General features: G+C 36.8%; 20 protein-coding genes. 8 read left to right on the top strand and 12 right to left on the bottom strand.

What is annotated here, in order from left to right; all coding sequences use genetic code 11:
• Positions 1–313 precede the first annotated feature (313 nt).
• From Q4496_RS06050 to Q4496_RS06035, 4 genes are read left to right on the top strand one after another with little or no spacing between them, the layout of a single operon-like run.
• On the top strand, positions 314–1126 hold the full coding sequence (locus Q4496_RS06050) for a hypothetical protein (RefSeq protein ID WP_303610068.1): 813 nt from the start codon (positions 314–316) through the stop codon (positions 1124–1126).
• Between the two features lie 3 nt (positions 1127–1129).
• Positions 1130–2167, top strand: coding sequence for an extracellular solute-binding protein (locus Q4496_RS06045; protein WP_215974373.1), 1038 nt, complete (start codon positions 1130–1132; stop codon positions 2165–2167).
• Entirely contained in the window at positions 2164–3684 is a 1521-nt protein-coding gene (locus tag Q4496_RS06040; RefSeq protein ID WP_215974374.1) for an iron ABC transporter permease, read from the top strand. The genes Q4496_RS06045 and Q4496_RS06040 overlap by 4 nt, the downstream gene beginning before the upstream one ends.
• Positions 3684–4697 (top strand): ABC transporter ATP-binding protein, encoded by a 1014-nt coding sequence (locus tag Q4496_RS06035; RefSeq protein WP_303610067.1) that lies wholly within the window; start codon positions 3684–3686, stop codon positions 4695–4697. Before Q4496_RS06040 ends, Q4496_RS06035 begins: the two co-directional genes overlap by 1 nt.
• A gap of 70 nt (positions 4698–4767) precedes the next feature.
• On the opposite strand, the gene Q4496_RS06030 is transcribed toward Q4496_RS06035, so the two are convergent.
• On the bottom strand, positions 4768–5832 hold the full coding sequence (locus Q4496_RS06030) for a GGDEF domain-containing protein (RefSeq protein WP_303610066.1): 1065 nt from the start codon (positions 5830–5832) through the stop codon (positions 4768–4770).
• A gap of 150 nt (positions 5833–5982) precedes the next feature.
• Positions 5983–7209 (bottom strand): DEAD/DEAH box helicase, encoded by a 1227-nt coding sequence (locus Q4496_RS06025; RefSeq protein WP_215974377.1) that lies wholly within the window; start codon positions 7207–7209, stop codon positions 5983–5985.
• A gap of 302 nt (positions 7210–7511) precedes the next feature.
• On the opposite strand from Q4496_RS06025, the gene Q4496_RS06020 reads away from it, so the two are divergent.
• From Q4496_RS06020 to Q4496_RS06010, 3 genes are all read left to right on the top strand, one after another.
• The gene (locus Q4496_RS06020; RefSeq protein ID WP_215974378.1) at positions 7512–8600 is read left to right on the top strand and encodes a DUF4097 family beta strand repeat-containing protein; all 1089 of its coding nucleotides are present in this window, start codon (positions 7512–7514) and stop codon (positions 8598–8600) included.
• Between the two features lie 462 nt (positions 8601–9062).
• A complete protein-coding gene (locus Q4496_RS06015) occupies positions 9063–9713 on the top strand; it encodes a hypothetical protein (RefSeq protein ID WP_215974379.1) in 651 nt (216 codons plus the stop codon).
• A complete protein-coding gene (locus Q4496_RS06010) occupies positions 9706–10464 on the top strand; it encodes a DUF3307 domain-containing protein (RefSeq protein WP_215974380.1) in 759 nt (252 codons plus the stop codon). The genes Q4496_RS06015 and Q4496_RS06010 overlap by 8 nt, the downstream gene beginning before the upstream one ends.
• A gap of 263 nt (positions 10465–10727) precedes the next feature.
• On the opposite strand, the gene Q4496_RS06005 is transcribed toward Q4496_RS06010, so the two are convergent.
• A complete protein-coding gene (locus Q4496_RS06005) occupies positions 10728–11207 on the bottom strand; it encodes a tRNA-uridine aminocarboxypropyltransferase (RefSeq protein ID WP_303610065.1) in 480 nt (159 codons plus the stop codon).
• A gap of 194 nt (positions 11208–11401) precedes the next feature.
• Between Q4496_RS06005 and Q4496_RS06000 the strand changes: the two genes are divergently transcribed.
• Entirely contained in the window at positions 11402–11746 is a 345-nt protein-coding gene (locus Q4496_RS06000) for a VF530 family protein (protein WP_303610064.1), read from the top strand.
• A 138-nt stretch (positions 11747–11884) separates the two neighbouring features.
• Here Q4496_RS06000 and Q4496_RS05995 read toward each other — a convergent pair whose 3' ends face one another.
• The 9 genes from Q4496_RS05995 to pepP form a co-directional block, all read right to left on the bottom strand.
• On the bottom strand, positions 11885–13447 hold the full coding sequence (locus tag Q4496_RS05995) for an esterase-like activity of phytase family protein (protein ID WP_215974383.1): 1563 nt from the start codon (positions 13445–13447) through the stop codon (positions 11885–11887).
• Between the two features lie 434 nt (positions 13448–13881).
• Positions 13882–14013 carry a hypothetical protein gene (locus tag Q4496_RS05990; protein ID WP_303610063.1) on the bottom strand — a complete coding sequence of 44 codons (132 nt, stop codon included), beginning with the start codon at positions 14011–14013 and terminating at the stop codon, positions 13882–13884.
• A gap of 205 nt (positions 14014–14218) precedes the next feature.
• Positions 14219–14968 (bottom strand): DUF2971 domain-containing protein, encoded by a 750-nt coding sequence (locus tag Q4496_RS05985; RefSeq protein WP_303610062.1) that lies wholly within the window; start codon positions 14966–14968, stop codon positions 14219–14221.
• Positions 14969–15162: 194 nt separating this feature from the next.
• Positions 15163–18093 carry an aminomethyl-transferring glycine dehydrogenase gene (gene gcvP, locus Q4496_RS05980; protein ID WP_303610061.1) on the bottom strand — a complete coding sequence of 977 codons (2931 nt, stop codon included), beginning with the start codon at positions 18091–18093 and terminating at the stop codon, positions 15163–15165.
• 261 nt (positions 18094–18354) lie between these two features.
• The gene (gene gcvH / locus Q4496_RS05975) at positions 18355–18744 is read right to left on the bottom strand and encodes a glycine cleavage system protein GcvH (RefSeq protein WP_215974387.1); all 390 of its coding nucleotides are present in this window, start codon (positions 18742–18744) and stop codon (positions 18355–18357) included.
• A gap of 195 nt (positions 18745–18939) precedes the next feature.
• Positions 18940–20028 carry a glycine cleavage system aminomethyltransferase GcvT gene (gcvT, locus tag Q4496_RS05970; protein ID WP_215974388.1) on the bottom strand — a complete coding sequence of 363 codons (1089 nt, stop codon included), beginning with the start codon at positions 20026–20028 and terminating at the stop codon, positions 18940–18942.
• Between the two features lie 611 nt (positions 20029–20639).
• Entirely contained in the window at positions 20640–21932 is a 1293-nt protein-coding gene (locus Q4496_RS05965) for an FAD-dependent monooxygenase (RefSeq protein ID WP_303610060.1), read from the bottom strand.
• Positions 21933–22029: 97 nt separating this feature from the next.
• Positions 22030–23391 carry a 2-octaprenyl-6-methoxyphenyl hydroxylase gene (gene ubiH / locus Q4496_RS05960; RefSeq protein WP_303610059.1) on the bottom strand — a complete coding sequence of 454 codons (1362 nt, stop codon included), beginning with the start codon at positions 23389–23391 and terminating at the stop codon, positions 22030–22032.
• A 4-nt stretch (positions 23392–23395) separates the two neighbouring features.
• Positions 23396–24748, bottom strand: coding sequence for a Xaa-Pro aminopeptidase (gene pepP / locus Q4496_RS05955; RefSeq protein ID WP_303610115.1), 1353 nt, complete (start codon positions 24746–24748; stop codon positions 23396–23398).
• Positions 24749–24768 lie beyond the last annotated feature (20 nt).

Below are 24768 nucleotides of genomic sequence, written 5' to 3'. Positions count from 1 at the left end.
TATTTCATCATGGTGTAAACTCACATTTCTTACCAATTTGTGTTGGTATTAATATAATTCGTTAAAATAATGCTAGTGGCAATTGGTGTAACATTTTTTAACAAATGAATTAATTTATACAAAGCGGTAATTTGCAGCATAAAATAGCGTAACTTCAGTGATTTCATAGCCATGTTTCTTTCAACATCAATTTCAGCATTCCTAAAATTTTATAATCACATAAAAATAACAGTTATAACTTTACCATTTCGTTGAGAATAAGTATCATTTGCATAATTATTCTATTAACTCTACACAAAGGAAAGCAATTCAAATGAAATTTGCCTTAATCCAAACAAAAAAGATGGTCGCTAGCTTAATATTACTTGCTAGTTTTAGTACTTTTTCTGTGCTTGCCAATGGTGAGGTCGGTGAACATGTTAATCACCTTACAGCCAACCTCAAAAAGTATGAAGAAGAAGTAAATTGGTTATCAAGTAAAACAGAAGGTATTATTGCTGCCTATCAAAAAAGTGGGGCTAAAGCAGCTCATGCAGAAGCATTAATGGAACACTGGGAAGCAGTTGATTTTCATGCAGCTATTGAAACCAACTATGTGCTAATATACGCGTCAATTTGGCAAGGTTTGTATGGCGTAAAAGATAGTATTGATAACCAGTCACCTATCGAAAACGTAAAAGTTGAGCAAGCTAAATTAGAAAAAGCATTATGGCAAGCATTAGGTGCAGTTAAAATGGCTGCTAAATATCAAGACGATGGTTTATTAACCAAAGTTAAAACAACTGTTGATGCACCAAAAAATTCAATTGAAGCACTAGCAGTAATTGATACCAATTTACATTCTGTTGTAGCAAAATATGCTGAAAAATTAATTGATACTTCAACAAATATGGTACATGACACATACCTTAACTTATTTGAAGGTGTTGAAGGCGAACTTATCGCTTTAGATGCAAGTTTAGTTGAAGATTTAGAAAAAGATTTTAACGTAACGTTACCAAAAGCAATTAAAGAACAAAAGAGCGTCGAAAAAGTACGTGAAATTGTTCTGGCTATGACTCAAAAAATTAGTAAAGCAAAAGCTTTATTAGAAAAAAATGCAAAAAACAAAAAGGCTGTATTTTAAGTTATGCAACGTAGAACCTTTATTAAAACACTTTCTTATTTAGGTGCAGCAAGCGCCTTTCCTTTTTTATCTGCTCGTGGTTTTGCTGCGATAAGTAGTGCTATTCCAGTCGCTGAATTACCGGAATTAAAAGGAGAGTTAACCCTATATCTCGGTAGAGGTGAAGGTGGTTTATATGAAGATGTTTTAGATGCAATAAAAAAGCGTAATCCTAACTTTAATTTACGCATCCGCCGCGGACCAACAGCCGCTTTAGCAAATATGATCATGGCAGAAGCTAAAGCCGGTGTTAGTCAGGCGGACCTCTTTTGGGCGGTTGATTCTGGTGCTATTGGGCAAGTAGTTGATGCTGGTCTTGCGCAAAAACTACCTGGTGATTTAACACAACAGTTACAACCTGAATTTCGTTTTAGTCATTGGGCACCTATTTCAGGACGCATTAGAACCCTACCCTATAATCCTGATCGTATTAGCGCAGCGCAAATTCCTGATAGTATTATGGCCTTACCCGATACTGACTTATCCATTGCTTGGGCGCCAGCTTATGCTTCATTTCAATCTTTTATTACCGCTATGCGTTTAATTGAAGGTGATAAAGCCACAACACACTGGCTAAAAGGAATGAAAAACAAAACTAAACAATATGCCGGTGAACTTGGTGTTGTTATGGCCGTTGAACGTGGTGAAGTTGATCTAGGCTTAGCGAACCATTATTACACCCTAAGATTAAAATCAGGTAAACCTGATGCTCGATTAGCATTAGCATTCACAAAGAATGATGCTGGTTGTTTAATCAATGCTTCCGGCGTACTAGCATTAAAAGAAGGTAAAACGGCGACTGATTTTATTCGCTATTTATTATCTAAAGAAGTGCAAACATATTTATCTACCGAAGCTTATGAACTACCTCTCGCGGGTCAGTTACCAACACCTGCTGGTATTCCAAATTTAGCTCAACTTTCTCCACCTAATGTTGACCTAACTAAGCTTGCTGATTTAAGACCAACAATAAACTTAATGCGTAAAGCTGGCATAATATGACCCGTTGGCCATTATCGTATACTATTTCTTTAGTTATTGCTTTATTAGCTTTTTTTCCCGTTATTATTCTATTTGCGTTGGCATCTGACAGCGTACAAATGTTTGATATTCGAAACCTAGAAATATTAAGCAATACCTTATTGTTAATGCTATTCACCGCTGTGGGCGCGGTACTCATAGGTGTACCATTAGCGTTACTCGTTACCTATGTAAAAATTCCATGGCGAAAGTTTTGGTTAATTCTGTTAGCAGCACCACTTGCCCTACCTAGCTATTTAGGCGCGTTTACTTTTTATGCCGCATTTGGCACTGGCGGCGAAATAGAAAATGTCACCGGAATCGCCACACCTGCACTTAATGGTTTATTGGGCTCTAGCGTTATCATGGCTTTATATACCTATCCATTCGTTTTATTGAGTACGCGCGCAGCGTTAAGTAGTTTAGACGCGAGTCAAGTTTATGCTGCAAGAACGTTAGGAATGCCACTACTATCAAGCATATGGCATGTAGTATTGCCTCGTATTCGTAATGGTATAGCAGCAGGTACATTACTCGCTGCCATGTACGCGTTGTCTGATTTTGGCACTCCAGCCATTATGGGATTAGATACCTTTACCCGTGAAATTTATGTTGAATACAACTCTTTTGGTTTAAGCCAAGCGGCTATGTTGTCTTTACAGTTATTAGTAGTCGTTGGGTTAATTTTATACTTAGAATCAAAAGTTAAAGGTAGTCAAGAGCCTCCAGGTCGACACTTAACTTTTTGGCCTAAACCTTGGCAAGCTAATTTATTATTATTAACAACTTTACCAATAGTGATGTTAGCAATTGTTCTGCCACTTGCAATTTTCTCTTTATGGTTATGGCGTGAAGGCACTGGTAACTTTGATTTTACTTATGCATTAAACTCCGCTTATGCATCCTTATTAGCCGCATTTTTTGCCGTAATATTGGCTTTACCTTTAGCTTATGCAGCGATTAAAGGTACAATGGGTCGTATTATGGAGCGGATAACCTTTATTGGTTTTGGTATCCCGGGCATAGTAATGGGTACAGCCTTAATCTATGCAGGTTTACAATTACCATTTTTATACCAAACACTCGCTTTATTGATATTAGCTTACGTATTAAGATTTTTACCGCTAGCCGTAGGTACAATACGCAGCTCTACCGAAAGCTTAGACGGCTCACTAGTAAACGCAGCACGCGTACTAGGGGCTAGTCCAAAAGAAGCCTATCAACGTATTACTTTGCCCTTAACAATGCGTGGCATAGTTGCCGGAGGTGCTTTAGTTTTTCTTGAAGTAATGCGTGAATTACCAGCCACTTTGCTACTTGGCCCTATTGAATTTGAAACCTTAGCGACTTATTTATGGCGTGTCTATGAAGCCGGTTATTTTGGTCGAGCTGCCATTCCAGGTTTAATATTAATTTTCATATCAGCGCTAGGTTTAGCGCTTATGTTTAGTACAGAACGCTGGAATAGTGTTGAATTAAATGAGGAAGAACAGCGTTAATGCTCACAATCAATAACTTATCAATCAAGTATGGTCATACGACCGTAATAGACAATTTAAATTTAGAATTAGCTAGTGATGAGATACTTATGCTAGTGGGCCCTACTGGCTGTGGTAAATCAACAATTTTAAAAGCACTTGCCGGTTTAATACCTATTGCGCAAGGTGAAGTATTCCATAAAAATTGGATCGCCAATGTAAAACAACAAATTGCCCCTGAAAAACGTAATGTCGGTATGGTGTTCCAAGATTTCGCCCTATTTCCACATTTAACCGTTGAAAAAAATATTGGCTTTCGATTAACTGACACTACTGAAGCTGACCGATGGATAAAAACCCTAGGCTTAGAAGCTTTTCGTCATGTTAAACCAAGTAACTTATCAGGTGGTCAAAAACAACGCGTTGCATTAGCACGAACGCTAGCGCATCAACCTGCGTTTATTTTATTAGATGAACCGTTATCTAATTTAGATGCAGCACTAAAAGATGACTTACGCTGGGAAATTCGTACCGCCTTAAAAACCGCCGGTATTCCCGCTATTTGGGTAACTCATGATCAAGAAGAAGCCTTATCTGTTGGCGATCGTATTGGTGTATTGCGCGCAGGAAAATTAGAGCAAATTGACAAACCTGAGTTTTGTTATAGCCACCCTGTTAATCGCTTTGTTGCACGTTTTTTAGGAGAAGCAAATTTTCTTTCCGCTGAAATCGCGACAGGAAAAAACCTAATTGTGTCAGATATCGGTTTTGAACAAGTAGTAGAGCACGCACAACTGAGTGGCCATGTTGATTTATTATTACGACCAGAAGATCTTTTAGTACAAGAAGATGAGCAAGGTAATGGCAAAATAGTATCAATGCGTTATGAAGGAAGTAGTCGTTTATATCAAGTTGAAATAGGTGAAAAATTACTTAAGATAAGAACTCACCACGACGTAAGTTTGCAGCAAGGACAATCAGTGAGTGTAAAAATAACAACAACCAGACCTTTAACAGTATTTGAACAATTATAAATACGGTTAAAGCTTTTAATAAAACGTTATTTTTCCTATTTATCACTATATAAATTAAGACTTAGTTAGCTTAACTCGTGACTGTTTTTTCTGCTAACACAACACGATTACGCCCGTTGTTTTTTGCTTTATAAAGCGCTTGATCAGCTGATTTATATAAAGCATCAAACGACACTCTATTTTCAGATGTACATGTTAAACCAATGCTTGCTGTTATTTTAACGCATGAGTTATCAGGCAAGTTAATCGCTAACTCTTCAATCGTTTTCTTTATGCGATGAGCAATAACTTCCGCCTCTTCTAAAGAAGTGTTAGGCAATATTCCAATATACTCTTCCCCACCTAAACGAGCCACACAGTCAACATCTCTAAGCTCAGATTTAATAGCATTAGCGCACTCAATAATTAAAACATCTCCCACATCATGACCAAAGCTATCGTTTACTAATTTAAAGTTATCTAGATCAAGAATAAATACACAAAGATCTTGTTTATGCCTTTTATACAGTGCGATGTAAAGGTTAAAGGAAGACATTAACCCACGTCGGTTAAGCAAAGATGTTAGTGCATCCGTTTTAGCCTGCTTAGCCAATAGGTGTATCATTTTCGTTCTATTATCCGCATAGGCCCATGCGAGTATTGTGCCGCAAGTTAATGCTCCCGCAGCTGCTACAATACCATAAATATTAAAGCCCTTTTCAGGGTAATAAACAGAAAAATAAATAAGCGCAACAACAAACAACACATTAAGAAATATTGAAAGGATAAAAGCCTTTTTATTCTCTAATAATAAGAAACAAATAAAGGGGAATAACGACAACCAAACAACGTATCCATTAGCAGAGGGGCTAGCAAAAGTGCCAACCATAACAACTAAAGCAACCGTCACAATTCCTAAAATAACGGGCCATAATTGGGCCGGCCTTTTTGTTTCTATACGGTGTATTATAAATAATACAATAGCGCCAATAGCTTCAACAGCACTATCCAAATACAAATCGAATAAAAAATAATCAATAAAAGAAAACAGCAGTAAGAATGAGCAACCAATAAAAGAGCCAATAAAAATAAAACGCCGATATCCTTCAACATCAGCTAAATCATCTGTATAAATGTTATGCAAATGTTCTTTCATTTATTTCCTAACTCAGCTCTGTATTTAAAAAACAATATAATGATTCTATTTATAGGGGATAATAACACTACGGCACACAATTATTGTAAAAAAAAGGAATATTTTGACCTTTAACTGATTAACTGTGCATTACTGTAGCTGAAACTTCATTTATTTTCTTCTCGATTTAGTTGGCTTCTTACTGTTTTTCTTAACCTGTTTTTTGATCGCCTTTTTAACAGGCTTAACCACTTTTGAAAATTCTTTATGAAAAGGCTGTTCGATAACAACCGGGATAACTTGCCCTATGCTATTTTCAATATTATTTAACTGTCTTACATCATTTTCTACAGCAAATGATATGGCCATACCATTTTTACCAGCACGAGCCGTTCGGCCAATGCGGTGTATATAGTTTCTTGGATCTTCAGGAAGATTATAGTTAATTACTAACGTAATATTATCAACATCAATACCACGAGCAGCAACATCAGTCGCTACTAACACTCTTAAATTAGCATCTTTAAAGTTCTGTAACGCTTCCTCTCTCACTGCTTGTGTTTTACCACTGTGCAAGCTAGCAGCCGTTATTGACGCTTTTTCTAGTGCTTTAACAATAATATCTGCACCATACTTTGTTTTACAAAAAATGAGTACTTTTTCATAGGCAGAATTTTCGAGAATATTAAATAACAAAGGTACTTTATTCGCTTTTTCAAGTTGATATACACTTTGATTAACCAAGTCAATGGTAACGGTTTCAGCCGCTATTTGAATTTTTGTTGGATTATTTAAGATAGCCTCAGCAAGTATTTCTATTTCCGCAGGCATGGTTGCTGAGAACAAAAGCGTTTGTCGGCTTTTCGGCAGTTTAGATATAATGGTTTGAACATCTTTAAAAAAGCCCATATCTAACATAGTATCGGCTTCATCTAGCACAAACACTTCTAACGCTTTAAAGTTTATATCGCCCGTTTCAATTAAATCTAATAACCTTCCAGGGGTTGCCACTAAAATATCAAGTCCGGCTGCGATAGCGTCAACTTGACCTTGTCTTCCTACACCACCATAAACAACCTTAGTTTTAAGTTCTAAACCCTCAGAATAATCATCAATATTTTCCATTATTTGCGAAGCAAGTTCTCGGGTAGGGGTTAAGATAAGCGAACGTGTGCTCTTAGCCTTAATATCTATTTTATTGCGTCCAAATTTATTGATAATAGGCAATGAAAAGGCCGCAGTTTTTCCTGTTCCTGTTTGCGCTATACCAAGCAGATCATCCCCATTAATAAGGGCTGGAATACATTCTTTTTGGATCGGTGTAGGCTGTTTATAACCTTTAAGATTAACACGGTCAATAATTGACTCTAAAAGTGAAAATGCTTGAAATTCTGACATGCTGGCTCGGTATACTTTAATTGATAGCCTACTATTCTAACAGAATGCTTTAACATGGTTAAGATGTATTAAAATAGGCTTGCTAACGCTCCCTTAACGTACGTGTAAGATTAATTTAGTTAAATAAACCGCTATATAGTGGTAATCACCATTTAGTTTGTTAATATTTTATATTATAAAACATATTAAAAATACAACGCCTATTAAAATCCTTTTAAATCAAACACATAAAACATTGGCATAATTACTGTTATAAGAACCTTATCAATCAATAAACTATAATAAAATTACAGGATACTGACATGAACAGCATAACCAAAAATATAACTAAAAACATAAGCAAAACATTAATACTTTGCGCGATACTGGCTTCTTCCTCATTAGTGTTTGCAGCATCAAACCCCGTCATCAGTGAAGTTGAGTACGAACTAAACGATATTGAAAACCTCTCGTTAGACTTTGATCATACTAAAATTAGTATTACAGCAAACGAAAGTGACTTAATTTTACTTAGCATGGAACAAAAGCTAAAAAAAGGTAAGGCTGAGTATTGTTTACAAAAATTCACAAAAGACCATAGCAGTAGCACATTAAAACTATCGGCTGAAATTAAAGAATTGAGTGTTTGGGGAAGTAATTGTTCTGTTGAACGTAAGCTTGTTATTCAACTTGGCAAAGGAAGCATAAATAATCTACTTATCAAGCATTCACATGGTTCAATGACTCTTGATAACGCCAGTTACAGTGAACTTACATTAAATGCTAGTCATACTGAGGTAGATATCGCCAATTTACAAGCAAAGCAAGCTGAGTTGGAATTACACCATGGTCGTTTAGCTATTAAAACGATCAATGCAGATCAATTAATTCTTAATGGTAGCCATAGTACTTTAGATATTGATAAGGCCGTAGGCAATAAAATGGAAGCGCAGTGGCGTCATGGCAAGGCTGATATTGAAGAGAGTCAATTTGACCAAGTTGAGTTTGATAGTGCTCATTCAAAAATTGATTTTGTAAAACATAAAGGCCAAATGACGGACGTTGAAGCTGCGCATAGTAATATTCGCGTCAATACAACAGACTCAGAACGTATCGTATTAAGTAATAAGCATGGACCAATATACTATGAAGGTGATGCTAAATTTATAAAGGCAAAAAATGCGCATGGGCAAATCAGCTTAACACAAACATCGTCAGCAAGGTTTGAAATTGAAGGACGAAACTCACATGGTAATATCGTTGTTAAAGTGCCTACTGAAAGCACCTATCAGTATTCTTTAGACTCAGACGATAAATCTTTCTTTACTAAAGCTACGCAAGCTGAGACCGAAAGTAAAAGCCAAATTAACTTAAAAGTTTCTCATGGAAAAGGCGTTGTTAAAGAAATTTAGCGGTTAGACTTAGTAACTAGTTTACTATCTAAGCACAAGTACATTACTGTTATAAATAACATAAATAAGATCTGAGCCGTTTTAAAAATAAAATGAATTATACAAAGCGTATAAATGCATTAATTCGGCTCAACCCTCGTTTAACTTTTATATATTTTAAACTAACATGGCTTGAATTAAAGTAAAATCACACGAAATTCTGACGTATACTTTAATGAATAACGAATGCTTCAACCTACTTAAAGTCTATTCAAGCAGTTTTTTAAACAACCGCACGCAAACAATAGTCGTGAAAAGTAATTAAATAATAATTAAAAAATAATTCAGTAACCAAACGCTCATCCTCCTTTGTTTTTTTAGCCATAAAAGGCTAAAATCAACGATTTAGCCAAAAAAGGCTAAATTTGCATTATTAGCCAAAAAAGACTAAATTACACTCTATGTGTAGCAAGGAATTTTAATGTGAAATCTACTTATAAACCTATCTCAGTAATCAGTGGCGATATTATCAACTCAACGGAGCTAAGCTCTGAGCAATTCGAACGACTGCTTACACGGATCAAAGATATCCAAACATGGATCAACGAAGGTAATAAATCAAATGTACATAGTATTGAACGAGGCGACGAATTTAAAACCGTAGTACATGATATTGAGAACGCACTCAGATACACTATTATCTATCGCGTTGCTATTAAAGCGCTAGGTAAGAAATTTGATAGCCGTATTAGCTTTGCTATTGCTTCAAATGCTGATCTACGTGAGTCTGTTTCTGAATCGATGGGGGAGGCATTCGTTCTTTCTGGTCGAGGATTAAAGAACTTAAAAAATGATAGACTGTATTTTGACTCTGATCACTTAGAGCTCTCAGAAAACTTTAATTTACTCTTTAAATATTTAGATAGACAACTAACTGAATTAACTGCACGCCAATGTGAAGTTATGCTACCAATGCTTAGAACAAATGACGCTTTATCAGTAAATGAACTATCAAGTAGGCTTAATATTGCTGCTGCGACAGCCAGTAAATCACTTAAAGCATCAGGTTGGTCACTAATCAGCGAGTTAAATTACCGATTCATAAACCGAGTTATAGGTCTCAAACATGTTTGATTTTTTTGATACGCTAATCCCTTTTTTACTTGTACACATCATTGGTGATTTTTATCTACAACCCAAAAAATGGGTAGATGCAAAAAAACAAAAAAAACATCGCGCACCTGAGTTATATTTGCACTCATTATTACACGGTGTCGTGCTATTAATTCCTGCCATGGCATTAGGCCTTAGTTGGCAATCAACAAGTTTCTTGGTCGTTATTGTAGCCATAAGTCATTTTTTTATAGACCTATGGAAAGTATCTACACCTAACGGTCATAAGTTTTCCTACTTTGTTATTGATCAGACTTTACATATATTTGTACTAGCAGGTATTTCATTTCACATGACGGACGATTTAACTATTGGCTCTATGATACAACATGAAAAGTTTTCTGATGCTATCATGATCATATTTGCTTATTTGATCATCCTAAAACCAACGTCCATTGTGATTGGTAGCATATTGAAAAAGTATCCGATTTCAGCAACCAATAATGAGGCAAGTGTTAATGGCCTTATCGCCGGCGGTAAGTTGATAGGTTATTTAGAACGAGTACTAATACTCACCTTTACACTTGTTGGGAGTTATGCGGCAATAGGGTTTGTATTGGCTGCTAAATCAATATTTAGATTCGGTGAATTGAATAAATCTGACGATCGAAGTATGACTGAGTATGTGCTAATAGGATCGTTAGTGTCGGTAGTAATCACAACACTGTTAGGAACCGTAATATCGCTTGGTTTAGATGTAAAAATAAAATGAATAATACAAAGTGTATAAATAAAAGTACTCTTTTGCGCACGATCATGTAAATAAATAGTGTCGCCTCACGATGGACCCCAAGGAAAACGATGCTTTGTTTACGTTATAAGCCAACATGTTCGCTTAATTCACATCAATGCTCAGCGATATCTAAGCCCCAGATAAAAGCTCATATCACTAATGCATAAAAACAGATAAACGCCTCCTCGCATGCTTTCATGCCTGTTAAATATTTAGTAGTTAAGTTTTTGTTGATTAAACTTTTAGTGATTAAATTGCTCAAACTTTACAGCTAATTCTGATGCTATTTTATCTTGCCCTTTCATTTTTAATACTTCGATTATACATTCTATGGTGCATAACCCACCTTTAGCTTGATTAGCCCTAAGTTTGTATAAAGAATCATTTGTCGTTTTCAACGTAAATTTCGGCGCATCTTTTAAATAAGGGCTGTGATTGAAAATTTTCTGTGACTCCTGCCACGTACCATCAATAATGATAATATTTTCATATTCTTCAATGCTTGCCTGTAATTCTGTCGAAGGTACTTCTGATGAAGACTTTCCTTTAGAATACAATAACAACGCCTGATTGTTTTCTATTAGTTTAGTCAGGCCTTTATTAGGATTTACTCTTTCCCAGAGTATACGTTCAACAATATCATTAGAATTACCTATCGCAAGAGAGCCAGTATTAGTTCCTCTATGTAACTCACGCTCATGTGTCAGTAAAAATATTTTCATTTATTTATATATTTATGCAATATTCCGCTTTAAATTCTTAAGCGTACTTTACACCACTACCCTCTCCAATAAAAACAAGCACTCTTCCGTAACGTTATTCACTTACTATTAACTGAATTAAACGCATAAGTCTGTCAATATTTAGGAAACTTGTTACAATGCTGTTTTTATTTTAGCTAAACTTTAGGCAAACAATGGATAACAGTAATGACCCACTTCATGGCGTAAAACTTGAACAAATCTTAACCGAACTAGAAAAAAAAATTGGTTGGGAGCAAATGGGTGAGTTACTTAACATTCGTTGTTTTATGAATAAACCACGTCTTAAATCAAGTTTAAAATTTCTGCGTACAACCCCGTGGGCGCGCAGTCGAGTGGAAATTTTATACCTAAAAACATTTTGTAGTAAGCATAAAGAAACCGGAAAAATAATCAGAGCGATACTCGCGCAAGATAATAAAGTGGCACAAACGACGTCTAAAAAGCCTGATACCAGCAAGAACACTCCTTTTGTTTGGCCAACAGCGAAAAAGAAATAGATTTATGCCTCATGCCCTTATTAAAAGCAGAGGTAAATTTGCTGTCAAATATTTTTAAGTAGTTTCTAAAATAAAAAAGGCATTAACAATAAAAAACTACCTTATCGTTAATACCTTTTTTACACTGTGTAATAAGACTTAAAGCGCCAAATCTAAACCTTCAATGATATATAAGCGATTGCCGTCAATGTCTGTTTGCCCAGCATCAAGGTATTTCTGTTCAAGTACACCACCAGATGCCCAAGTAGCAAAATCATCATCGTTTATTACACCAATAGTACTATCGTTGATTAACCACATACCTTCTAACTTGTCGTGTGGATAGCCAGTTTCTGCTACAAGATCAACTAACAATGTTTTGCTGATAGTGTGAATGCCAGCACTTTCAATTGTTGACCATCCATCAGCTTCTAACGCAACTTCTTCTAGGGTTTTTCCGTCAATTAACAGGCCTAATGCATCATCTTGTGTAATATTTGTACTTACTGAAACTGATTCAATGTCAGTTGCATTACTGATGTCGATTCTATAAAGATGCTTCATTGCTGAAATATCTTTATTGTAAAAACTACCATCACGCTCAATCACAACAAAATCAGTGTTACTTAATGCAACAATACCTGATTGTGAGTTTTGATTTTTTTCTTGTTTGTATAAATATTGACTTACAGCACCGTCTGTTAAGTTAACCGTTACAATACGTACAATGTCGTTATCTTTTACTGCACTACTTGGGTTGTAAATAGTAGATTGCATTATACCAACCAATGTTGTTTCATCAGGCGTAATAGTTAAACCTTCCATGCCGCGGTTCGCACGTCGATTAGCAAATTCAGCAGGTAAAGTGAATATATTACGTGTATCGTCAGCAAAAGCATTAATACGACCAATTTCAACACCTTCAGCATTAAAGTGAACCATATGGGGACCATACTCATCACTTACCCAAAAGGTTCCGTCAGACAGTGCCACTAAACCTTCGCCATCTAAGCCATAGTCATCTAGTTTAATTGGATTAGTTGTTTCATTAAACGCTAAGCTCATGTCAACTACAATAACATTACCATCGGCGTCATACGGTGTTTCACCAGTGCCACCTAATGCAGCTGTATTAGGTAATCCTGATATTTCTGTACCGTCAGGACGTTTTAATAATATGTCCTTAATTTTTTTAACATCGCCATTTTCTTGTAACTCAAATAACCCTATACGCGGTATATAATCGGGAGTAGGAAATTTTTTACCGGTACCTTGCTCGCCTGTAAATGCCGCATTTGGTCCGCGATCTGTTAATGCATAGAATTGTGTAGGCTCTGTTGGATGAGCTACCATATCTGAGCCAAAGCCCCCGTTTCTAATTTCCATAAAACTTCCAGACTTTGCACCATTATCAATATCAGAGCGCATAACTGAATAAGGTAATGGAGATCCTGATGACGTGATTGGGTTTGCGTCACAGTTTGTGCTAGTTGTTGTTATCTCAGAGTCAGCTAAAACATTATCGCTATTACTATCTAAACCAGAGGTTACCTTTAGACCACCAAAAAAACATTCGCCATTACCTAGATTTAAGGCTTCATGGTTAATTAAACTATTTAACCCAGAAGAACCTTGAACACCATCTTTACCTTGTGAGCCATCATCACATGCCGTTAAATATAGGGTAGCCATTAAAGCAAATGCTAGTTTTGTATGTTTCATATTTTGCCTGTTATTTAGTTAAATAAATCATTAGTCGAAATTTTCGACAAATATTAAAGACCTAGCATTACAGAGTTATTACGTTTTTATAGCAAGATTGTGAATTTACGGCAGATTAATGAAAGGGAGAAAATAGGGTCAGAGCCATTTAAAATATAGTGACAGCTTGAATAAAAATAACTAGCAAATGTCACCGCCCCCTTTTACCGTAAAAGTGGCACAAACGACTTCTAAAAAGCCTGATACCAGCAAGAATGATCCCTTTGTTTGGCCAACACCGAAAAAGAAATAGATTTATGTCATATTCAAGACATTAGGTATGAATAAATAGGATCAAAACCGTTTTAAATATAAAATAAACTATACAAAAAGTATAAATGCATTAACTTGGCTTTGATCTCTTTTCATTATTTTTAATTATATGTTACCTTTTATTAGTCGCCTTTTTTGTGCTTATGAGGCTTAAGTGATGGTTTATTACCGGGTGTTTCCTTATTATCCCGTTGACGCCTATCTGGTTTTCCTGTTGAATCAGCAATTCTTTTTGGCCCTGGTTTAATTCCCATAATTTTCTCCATTTTTTTGTGCTGCCTAAATTATACGCTATAGTAGCGAATAGCAGTCACTCATAAGATATGGGGGTTTAATAACCAATTTAAAGATATAACCATTATTTGATCGGTTTTTTTTCACATAAGGTTACAAAGTAAAAAATTAATATTCAAAAAATAAAACTATACAGCCTACTTCTGCTATGACCCGATTACATTACTATTGATGAAATCGATTAATAGGAATATCTATGCCTTTTAATAAACCTTCATCGTCTTGTAGTTTAGCCCCCTTTATTATTTGTAAAGGTTTAAGGCAACTTGGAAGGTCAACAAGTCTCCCTGACTCTTTATCATCACCTGAAAATAGATTTATTAAACGGTATTCCTTTTCATATTGCCAATGCATAGTTTTTGATGTCAGTAGTCGTGTTAAAGATTCCTCCGGACATAGTAAAAGCTCCCTAGCTGAAGGTATTATTGGTGCAGTTTGATAAATAACTGGATGGATACTTGTATCTTGCTCCTCGTCATACTCATACTCTACGCAAAAACCTTTATGGCTATCGGCGTAATGCGCCCAAAGTAAAGGCTCATTAATTTCCCCAGAAAAAAAACAGCAAATGCCAACAGAGTTAATTATTTTCTCCCTAATAGCACTTACATAATAAGATCTCCGTATATCTGCTTTTAAACCAGGGGTTTTAGCCTGTTTGATGTAGTTTTTTAAATCTTCTATTAGATTTCTATAAAAAATAGAATTAGAATAATCAAAGTTTTCAGGATATGAAATATTTATCATACTTTGTAATTTATCGAAGTACACCTCAGTAAACGAAGGCATGTAAATAGCAGGAAGGCGACAATCATGGAGATCATTAAACTCTTTAGGGCTTGAAATCCATAATTTTTTATTAATAATAGTTTCGCAGCGATCTGCCTCTAACTTTTCAAATCGATAAAGTTTCAATATCTAATCCTCTGCTTTTCACTTCATTCAAATAATACATACTACTAAATTACGTAAGTCCATTGATAGCTCACTTATTTCGACCTTAACTAACTCAATAGCTAAGGTCAATAAAATGAATATGATAAATAAAAAAGGCGAATCATTCCTGATTCGCCTTTGTTAAATTAATTACAGATTTTCATGAAAAATAACTAATCAATATATGTTTCAATCGGAGGACAAGAACACACTAAGTTTCTATCGCCATAAACATCATCAATACGATTAACCGTTGGCCAGAATTTATTCGCTGCAACACTCGCTACAGGGAATACTGCGTCACGAATAGAGTAAGCTCTATTCCAGTTAGCGTCAGTAATATCGGCTAGCGTATGTGGTGCATGATGTAATGGGTTGTTTTCTAATGTCCATTCGCCTGACTCAACTTTGCGTACTTCATCACGAATACATACCATTGCTTCAATGAAACGGTCAAGTTCAACTTTAGATTCTGACTCAGTTGGCTCAATCATTAACGTGCCTGCTACAGGGAACGACATGGTAGGTGAATGGAAACCGTAATCAATCAATCGTTTAGCAATATCCATTTCAGTTACGCCACTGGCTTCTTTAATTGGGCGTAAATCTACAATACATTCATGGGCAACGCGGCCATTGGTGTCTGTGTATAATATTGGGTAATGTTGGCTTAATTTAGTCGCTAAGTAATTCGCGTTAGTAATTGCATACTTACTTGCGGCTGTTACACCCTCTTTACCTAGTAATGCAATGTAAAGGTATGAAATACATAATATGCCTGCACTACCATAAGGTGCTGCTGATACTGCGCCATTGCCAGCGGTTGTTTCGTCAACATTAATTAATGCGTGATCAGGTAAAAATGGGGCAAGGTGCGATTTAACGCCAATTGGTCCCATACCAGGGCCACCGCCACCGTGTGGAATAGCGAATGTTTTATGTAAGTTAAGGTGTGATACATCTGCGCCAATAAAGCCTGGAGATGTAATACCCACTTGTGCGTTCATGTTTGCGCCATCAAGATAAACTTGACCACCGTTGTCGTGAACAATGTTACAAATTTCACGAATAGTCGTTTCATATACACCGTGTGTAGACGGGTAAGTGATCATGATACATGAAAGATTTTCAGCCAATTCTTCTGCTTTGGCTTTTAAATCAACCATGTCAACATTGCCTTTTTTGTCACAAGCAACAACAACCACTTTCATACCAACCATGTTAGCTGATGCTGGGTTAGTACCATGAGCAGAGGCAGGGATTAAACAAATATTACGATGTGAATCGCCACGGCTTGCATGGTATTTATGAATAGCGATTAAACCGGCATATTCACCTTGCGCACCTGAGTTAGGTTGCATCGACATTTTGTCGTAACCCGTTAATTCAACTAGCCATTCAGCTAGTTCATCAATCATTTTCTTGTAGCCAATTGCTTGGTCTTGAGGAGCAAACGGATGCATGTTGGCAAATTCAGGCCAAGATACCGGTATCATTTGTGCCGTTGCATTTAACTTCATGGTACAAGAGCCAAGTGAAATCATTGAATGATTCAAGGCTAAATCTTTGTTTTCAAGTCGTTTAATGTAGCGCAACATTTCTGTTTCGCTGTGATACGAGTTGAATACTGGGTGTGTTAATATTTCAGATTCACGTACTAGTGATGCTGGAATCGACGTTGAGCCTTGCGTCACTATTTGTGCATCAAGCCCTGCTACGTCTAAACCGTGATCAGCACCTAATAAAATAGTAAACAACTGAGCAACATCAGCACGTGTTGTTGTTTCATCAAGCGAAATACTGATTTGACCTTCAACGTCGGTACGTAAGTTAACGCCCGAGATTAAGGCACGTTCAACGATTTCAGCTTTGCTGTTCGTGTTAGTGTCAGCTACGTTAAACGTAAGCGTGTCAAAGTAGTTATCATGAAGAGGCGCTAAACCTTTAACACGTGTACCTGTTGCTAAAATGTCAGCAAAACGATGAATACGGTTTGCAATTGTTTTTAAGCCTTGAGGACCATGATATACCGCATAGAAAGCAGCCATGTTCGCTAATAATACTTGTGCTGTACAAATATTTGAGTTGGCTTTTTCACGACGAATATGTTGCTCACGCGTTTGCATAGCCATACGAAGTGCGTTGTTACCGCGAGTATCTTTTGAAACACCGATAATTCTACCCGGTAAAGAACGTTTGTATTTATCACTCGTAGTAAAGAATGCTGCATGTGGTCCGCCGTAACCCATTGGAACACCAAAGCGTTGGCTTGAACCAATTACCGCGTCAGCACCTAATTCGCCCGGCGCTTTTAATAACACTAAACTCATAATATCGGCGGCAACCGCAACAATACCTTTGTTCGCATGAATTTTTTCAATTAAGTCGCTAACGTCAGTTACTTCACCTGTTGCACTTGGGTACTGAATAAGCGCGCCAAAAACATCGTGCTCTGGCGCTTCATTCGCTGGTGCAACAATTACGTCAAAACCAAACATATCGGCACGTTGTTTTACAAGGTCGATAGTTTGTGGGAAAACATCACTTGAGATAAAGAACAAGTTAGATTTTTTGTTTTTAGATACACGTTTAGCAAGCGCCATTGCTTCGGCCGCAGCGGTACCTTCATCTAATAAAGAAGCACTCGCAAGCGGTAAACCTGTTAGGTCGATACACATTTGCTGATAGTTAAGTAGCGACTCTAAACGTCCTTGTGCAATTTCTGGTTGGTATGGCGTATAAGCCGTATACCAACCTGGATTTTCTAGTACATTACGCGTAATAACATTCGGTGTTAAGGTACCGTAATAACCTAAACCTATGTATGAAGTGTTTACTTTATTTAAGTTAGCAACAGCTTTTAAATCAGCCAATGCCTGTACTTCTGTTTTGCTATCACCAATTGCGGGTAATTGTGCTAAACGAATATCATTTGGAACAATTTCGTCAATTAATGCATCAACTGATGCAACGCCCATATCATTAACCATAGCCTGAGTTTGCGCTTCACTTGGGCCAATATGTCTGCGGATAAAATCTTGAGTTTGCTCTAATTCTGCCAACGGTAATGAGGCAAAAGAATTAGTTGGTGATTGAGAAGTCATATCAATTTCACTTAAATAATTGTTTTCATAACAATGGAAATAAAAGAAAGCCTAAAACATAATCGCTTAAAGGCTTAATGTTTAGCTAAGATAATCAATATTTAGGCAAAGCCCTCAAGGTGATTATCGTGACTAAAGTTTTTCATAAACAGTCGATGTTTAGGCAATGCGCTGAAATTATGAGTCGAATGAGCTTAGTGGGCTAAGTGATTTTGACGAATAATGAAGCAACGCAGCATAAACGCTGAATGTGACTGAAAATTAATCTTCGTCGATAGAGTTAGCGTAACCGTCAGCGTCTAATAAGTCAGCTAATTCAGCTTCATCGTCTAACTTAATTTTAAATAACCAACCGTCACCAAAAGCATCAGAGTTTACTAACTCAGGTGAATCTTCAAGATCTTCATTCACTTCAACAATTTCACCTGTTACCGGTGCATAAATGTCTGAAGCCGCTTTTACTGATTCAGCAACAGCTACATCATCACCAGTGCTAACTTCATCGCCAACGTCAGGTAATTCAACAAACACCATATCACCTAATAAATCTTGTGCGTGTTCAGTAATGCCGACAGTAACAATACCGTTACCTTCATTACGTACCCATTCATGTGAACTTGCATATTTTAATTCTGAAGGAATGTTGCTCATTTTTATTTTTCCTGTTAGTTAGATTTTATTTTTTTAAAGTAAATAATTTAAAGTAAATAGCTTCAAATAAGCTGTTTAAATTTATAGCACAATGGCTAGTAAATAATAGTATAACGATTCAATAATTGTCATTACGATAAAGCAAAATAAATACAAATATTAACGTTATTTACTGTAATTTTTTATATCTCGAAATTAGAAAACTTTTTTGCCGTTACGTACAAAGCTAGGCTTGGTAACTGTTACTTTTACATTTTTCTTACGCATTTCAACTTCGATCACATCACCTACTTTTACGCTACGTGGTACACGTGCTAACGCAACGCTGTGACCTAATGTTGGAGAGAAAGTACCTGATGTTATTTCACCATTACCAAATTCAGTAACAACTACTTGGTGTGAACGTAAAATACCTTTTTCTTCTAGCACTAAACCAACAAGTTTAGGTTGGTCGCCCGCCGCTTTTTGCGCCGTTAATACATCACGACCAATAAAGTCACGATCTTCTGGCTCCCAGCTAATAGTCCAAGCCATGTTAGCGGCTAATGGTGATACTGTTTCGTCCATATCTAAGCCATATAAGTTCATGCCAGCTTCTAATCTAAGCGTATCACGAGCACCTAAGCCACAAGGAGTTACATCTAAATCAAGTAATTTTTGCCAAAAGTTTTCTGCTTCAGCTTCAGGAACAATAATTTCGTAACCTTCTTCGCCGGTATAACCCGTTGTAGCAATAAATAAATCGCCCACTTGTACACCAAAGAATGGTTTCATACCTTCAACTGCAGCAATTTGTTCAGGTGTTAGTAAGTTAGCAACTTTCGCTTTGGCTTCAGGACCTTGAACAGCAATAATGCCAAATTCAGGACGTTCTGTGATAGTGGCATCAAAACCTGCTAATTGCTTTGTCATCCACGCAAGATCTTTTTCACGAGTAGCAGAGTTAACAACTAAACGGTAGTTAGTGTCGGAAAAGAAGTAAATGATTAAATCGTCAATTACACCACCGGCTTCATTTAACATGCCAGTGTAAAGTGCTTTACCTGCAACAGTTAATTTAGCAACATCATTGATAACAAGGCGACGTAAGAAAGCTTTTGCATCAGGACCTTGTACATCAACAATAGTCATGTGAGATACATCGAACATACCTGACTTTTGACGAACGGCATTATGCTCTTCTATTTGAGAGCCATAGTTAATTGGCATATCCCAGCCATAAAAATCAACCATTTTTGCGTTAGAAGCTAAGTGTTTTGCATGTAATACGGTTTTGTTAGTCATACGTCATTCCTAAAGAAGTCATACTTTACGTAGTTACACCTGAAATTGTATGGTGACAAACAATTAAGGTGCTCATAAAATTTGCACAGATTATAGCCCTTGGATTCTGCTTATTCAACAAAATATAACCATAAATACAAATTTAAAACCAACTTTAACAACTATACAGAATTTAATTTCAAAAAAGGTTGTTTTAAAAAATTAATCCTTGTTATTTATTGTGAATTACAAAGATAGCCGCAATAAATTTTATTAGTGAGCGAGAATAGTAAGATTCTGAATCAAGTTCAGAATGACGGACGAGGAGTTTAGAATGAGCACGAAGTGTTCAGAATGACTACGGCGAGTTCAAGGTGACACAAAACTACCATTCCGTTGGTTTTCGATTTCGTCATTCCGTTGGTGGCTTAATATGGAATCCCATGCGTATGGTTGAATAAAACCGAGATTCTGAGCACTTTGAGCTACACAGCATAACGATTTAGATTCTGAATCAAGTTCAGAATGACGGACGGGCGTTTAGAATGACCACAGAGTGTTCAGGATGACAAAAAAAACCGTCATTCCGTTGGTCATTTAATATGGAATCACATACAGTTAGCACTAAACAATCATTGCCGTTTCGGTTGTGCTAGCTCAGGTAAGTCACTTTTTAAACCAAGAGCTTGTTCTATCAAGTGTTTTTTGGCTGGTTTGAAGTTATTAAGTAAACTCATACCAACGCCTCTAAGTAATTGAAACCCTGATTGGTTTATAGAAAACATTTGTTTAATCGCTTCCATCGCAGCAATCATTTCAATAGCTTCACTTTTTCGATAACGTGAAAATGCTTTCAGTTTTTTTGGATCCGCCAGTGTTAATTCATCACCACTGTCGGTATCAATAGTGCTAGAAAGTGTTTGTGCTAATGAAGCCGCGTCTAACAACCCTAAGTTCACGCCCTGCCCTGCTAACGGATGAATAGTGTGTGCCGCATCACCAATTAACACCATGCGATCTTTAACAAAATCTTGTGCTAACCGCATTGTTAATGGGTAAGCAAAGCGCTCACTGATTAATTCAATAGTGCCAAGTTTCCCATCACTCGCTGCCGTTAACTCTTTGGCAAAATCAGCAGGCGATAATTTGATTAAGCGTTCAGCTTCTTCAGGTGACGTTGAATAAACAATTGAACAGGTATCACTGTTTTTAGGAAAAAGTGGTAAAAAAGCTAAAGGTCCAGTCGGTAAGAACACTTGCCAGGCGGTCTTCTTATGACCTTGCGAACATTTAACTGTAGCGACTATTGCATGATGATCGTAATCTCGACTGATCATCGGTATATCCATTTGCTTACGTAACCAAGAATTAGCGCCATCAGCACCTACAACTAACTTAGCGATCAGCGGCACTTGCATTGAGCTATTTACAGCGTTGTTACCCACTTCATTACTCGTTGCAGGCATTTCAAAGCTAGCAAAAGCTTCACTATCGCCTACCGTTATATTGGCAAGTTTACTATCAGTAAAAAAACTTATGCCTTCATCTGCTTGGGCTTTATGCCATAAAACATTACGAATCACTTTGTTTTCAATAATAAAACCTAAGTTTTCATTTTGGGGAAATTTATTAAGATCATTAACAGAAAAGTCTAACTTGCCTATGCCAGCTTTATCCCAAATATGCATACCTTGATAAGATTGAGCGCGTTCAGCAATAATAGTTGACCAAACATCTAAGTGCTCAAATAAAGTCTGACTTGCAACATTAATAGCACTTACGCGCACTTCCGGTTCAGCCGTTAGCTCAGAAATAGGTAAAGTGTCTGCAATGGCAATGGTTAAGTTGCTCGTTTTTCTTAATGCCAAAGCGAGTGTTAACCCAACCATGCCAGCACCAACAATTAACACATCAAATTTTTGCATTTTTATTCTCTTATTTTAAACTTGCTTGATTGGCTACAGCCTAATCTAGGTAGCCTATTTCATTCAGTTAGCTTAACGTAAACTACCGTAACTTAAATTAGTAACCCATCAACTTATTCACTAAAGTATTTTTAATGGGCGAAAAGTAATTCATGACTTTTAAGCCAACATTTCTACCCGCCACCAAAGGCATAAAATCATTAGAAAATAACGTAACAAGGGAGTCAGTCAATTGGATAACTTGTTTTTGATCCTGCTGACGCTTTTGCGCATACTCATTAAGTGAAGCAAAACGGCCAATATCTTTTTGTTCTTGCAAACTTTTCTCAATAAGCTCTCGCATTTGCTGTACGTCTCTTAAACCTAAATTAAACCCTTGCCCTGCAATAGGGTGAATAGTGTGCGAGGCATTACCAATAAGCGCCATACGGTGATAAGTTTGCTGTTCTGCTTGCAGTAATACGAGTGGAAAAACATTTCGTTTACCCACGTGAGTAATTTCGCCAAGCCAACTACCAAACTCACGCTCTAATGTTTGTTTAAAATCGTGATCCGATAGTGCTAAAATTTCTTCTCTTTGCTCTGGCAACATAGTCCACACTAACGAACAACGACTATCACCACTTACATCAATTCTTGATTGCGAGCTCAACTTAGCTAACGGTAACATCGCGATTGGGCCAGATTTAGTAAAACGCTCGAAGGCTTTATGTTGATGTGAATTTTTAGTAGCAACATTAGTAATTAATGCCACTTGTTGATAATCACTGTGGTTAGTTTTAATGCCGGCTAATTTACGACAAGGGGAGTTTACGCCATCACAAGCGAGTAATAAATTAGCATGTAAAATCTGCTCTGAGCCAAGTACTACCGCTACTTGTTCGGTAGAAGCTTTTAGTTCATCGCTATTTAGTGTCGAACCTTGCCAATGAATATCAACAATAGAGTCTGGTGTAAACCAGTGAATATTGTTTTTTGATGCGAGTTCTTTTAGCTGGGCTTGACCAATTAACGCCATTTCAATGACATAACCTAAGGCTGAAACCCCATGCTCTTGCGCTTCTATTCTGGCTTTGCCGTAATAACCTTTATCAGAAATATCTATTTTTTCAATCGCACATGCATCACTAGATAAATGCTGCCACACCCCCATTTTTTTTAAATATGATGCGCTGCCGTGCGAAAGCGCTAAAACACGAGCATCGAATAGTGATGAAGTACTATTATCTTTTCCACTTACTCTGCTTTCTTTATTTACTGCATTACATTGTGCTGACTCTGTGGGTGTGGTCTCTTGCTCTCCTCTCTCTGTTGCTGTCGGCTTTGTTGCTTCAACAATGGCAATAGAAAGCAAGCTACCATCAGCTTTTTTCAAATCAGCTAAACTTAATGCCATCAGACTGCCAGAAAGACCACCACCTGAAATGATAATATCAAAAGTGTTACGCTTATTTTTCATTAGTTTAATTAGCCATTAATGCTTCAATATCGGCAATAGTTTCAGGGCAATCTTGTGTTAAATTTTCACAGCCCAGCTTAGTAACAACAATATTATCTTCAATACGAATACCAATACCACGCCATTTCGCATCAATTGTTGTATCGTCAAGTGGCATATAAAGTCCAGGCTCTATGGTTAACACCATACCAGGGATAAATTCTCGGCACTGTTGTCGTGATTCATTCATCTGATAATCACCAACATCATGCACATCTAAGCCAAGCCAATGCCCTAAACCATGAATAAAGTATTTTTTACAAACCTTTTCTTCTACTAGTTCAGCTACGTTACCTGACAGTATGCCTAGCTCAACTAAACCTTTCGTTAAGCATTCATTCGCAATTGTATTTAACTTAATAAAGTTGGTGCCTGGTTTAATTGCGGCAATCACTTGTGATTTTGCTTCAAGCACTAATTGATAAAGGAGCTTTTGCGGTTCGGTAAATTTACCGTTAATAGGAAAAGTTCGAGTGATATCCGCCGCATAGCCAGACAACTCACCGCCAGCGTCAATAAGCAATAGCTCATTATCATTTAGACGATCGTCGTTATTGGTATAATGCAAAATATTCGCGTTATCACCACCAGCAACAATAGTTGCATAAGCCGGGTGACGAGCCCCGTGACGCGTAAATTCGTGTAATATTTCATTTTCTATTTGATATTCAAATAGCCCAACTTGAGTTTGCTGCATTGCTCTTTTATGCGCGAGAATAGAAATGTAGTTTGCTTGGCGCATCAATTCAATTTCATTGGTACTTTTAATTAAACGTTGTTCATCAATCAATGGATTCGCATCAACTAATTGCGAAGGTGCTTTCACACCTTGGCGCACTGCTGATCTGACTTGTGCTAATAAATCAAACACTTTTTGAGTGAGTAGCTTATCGTCAAAAGCAAAGTAAACTTGTGTTAGACCATTTAAGTATTGTGAAATAAGATCGTTTTGTTCATCAAGCGTAAAGCATTGATCAAAGCCATACTCTTGACAGGCTTTTTCTTGTCCTACTCTCCGGCCATGCCACACTTCTTGAGCTTTATCTTTCGGCAGCGAAAATAAAATTGCTTGTGTTTTATTATCACGCTTTAGTAACACTAATAATGCATCAGGTTCATTAAAACCGGTTAAATAGTAGAAGCTCTTATTCTGACAAAAATTAAATTCAGTATCATTACTTCGAGTAACTTCACTGGCAGCAGAGAATAATGCCAATGAATTATCTGACATTTGTGAAAAAAAGCGCTCACGGTGCTGTTTGAAATCACTTATCGACAAACTTGCCAAACCGGGTAATTTATTTTCTGTTCCTGTCATATATTCTACTTCTTTCATTT

The organism is Colwellia sp. 5_MG-2023, assembly GCF_030547795.1.
Lineage (GTDB): Bacteria > Pseudomonadota > Gammaproteobacteria > Enterobacterales > Alteromonadaceae > Colwellia.
Note: the sequence above shows the minus strand (reverse complement) of the source record. Positions and strands in the feature narration are given on the sequence as shown.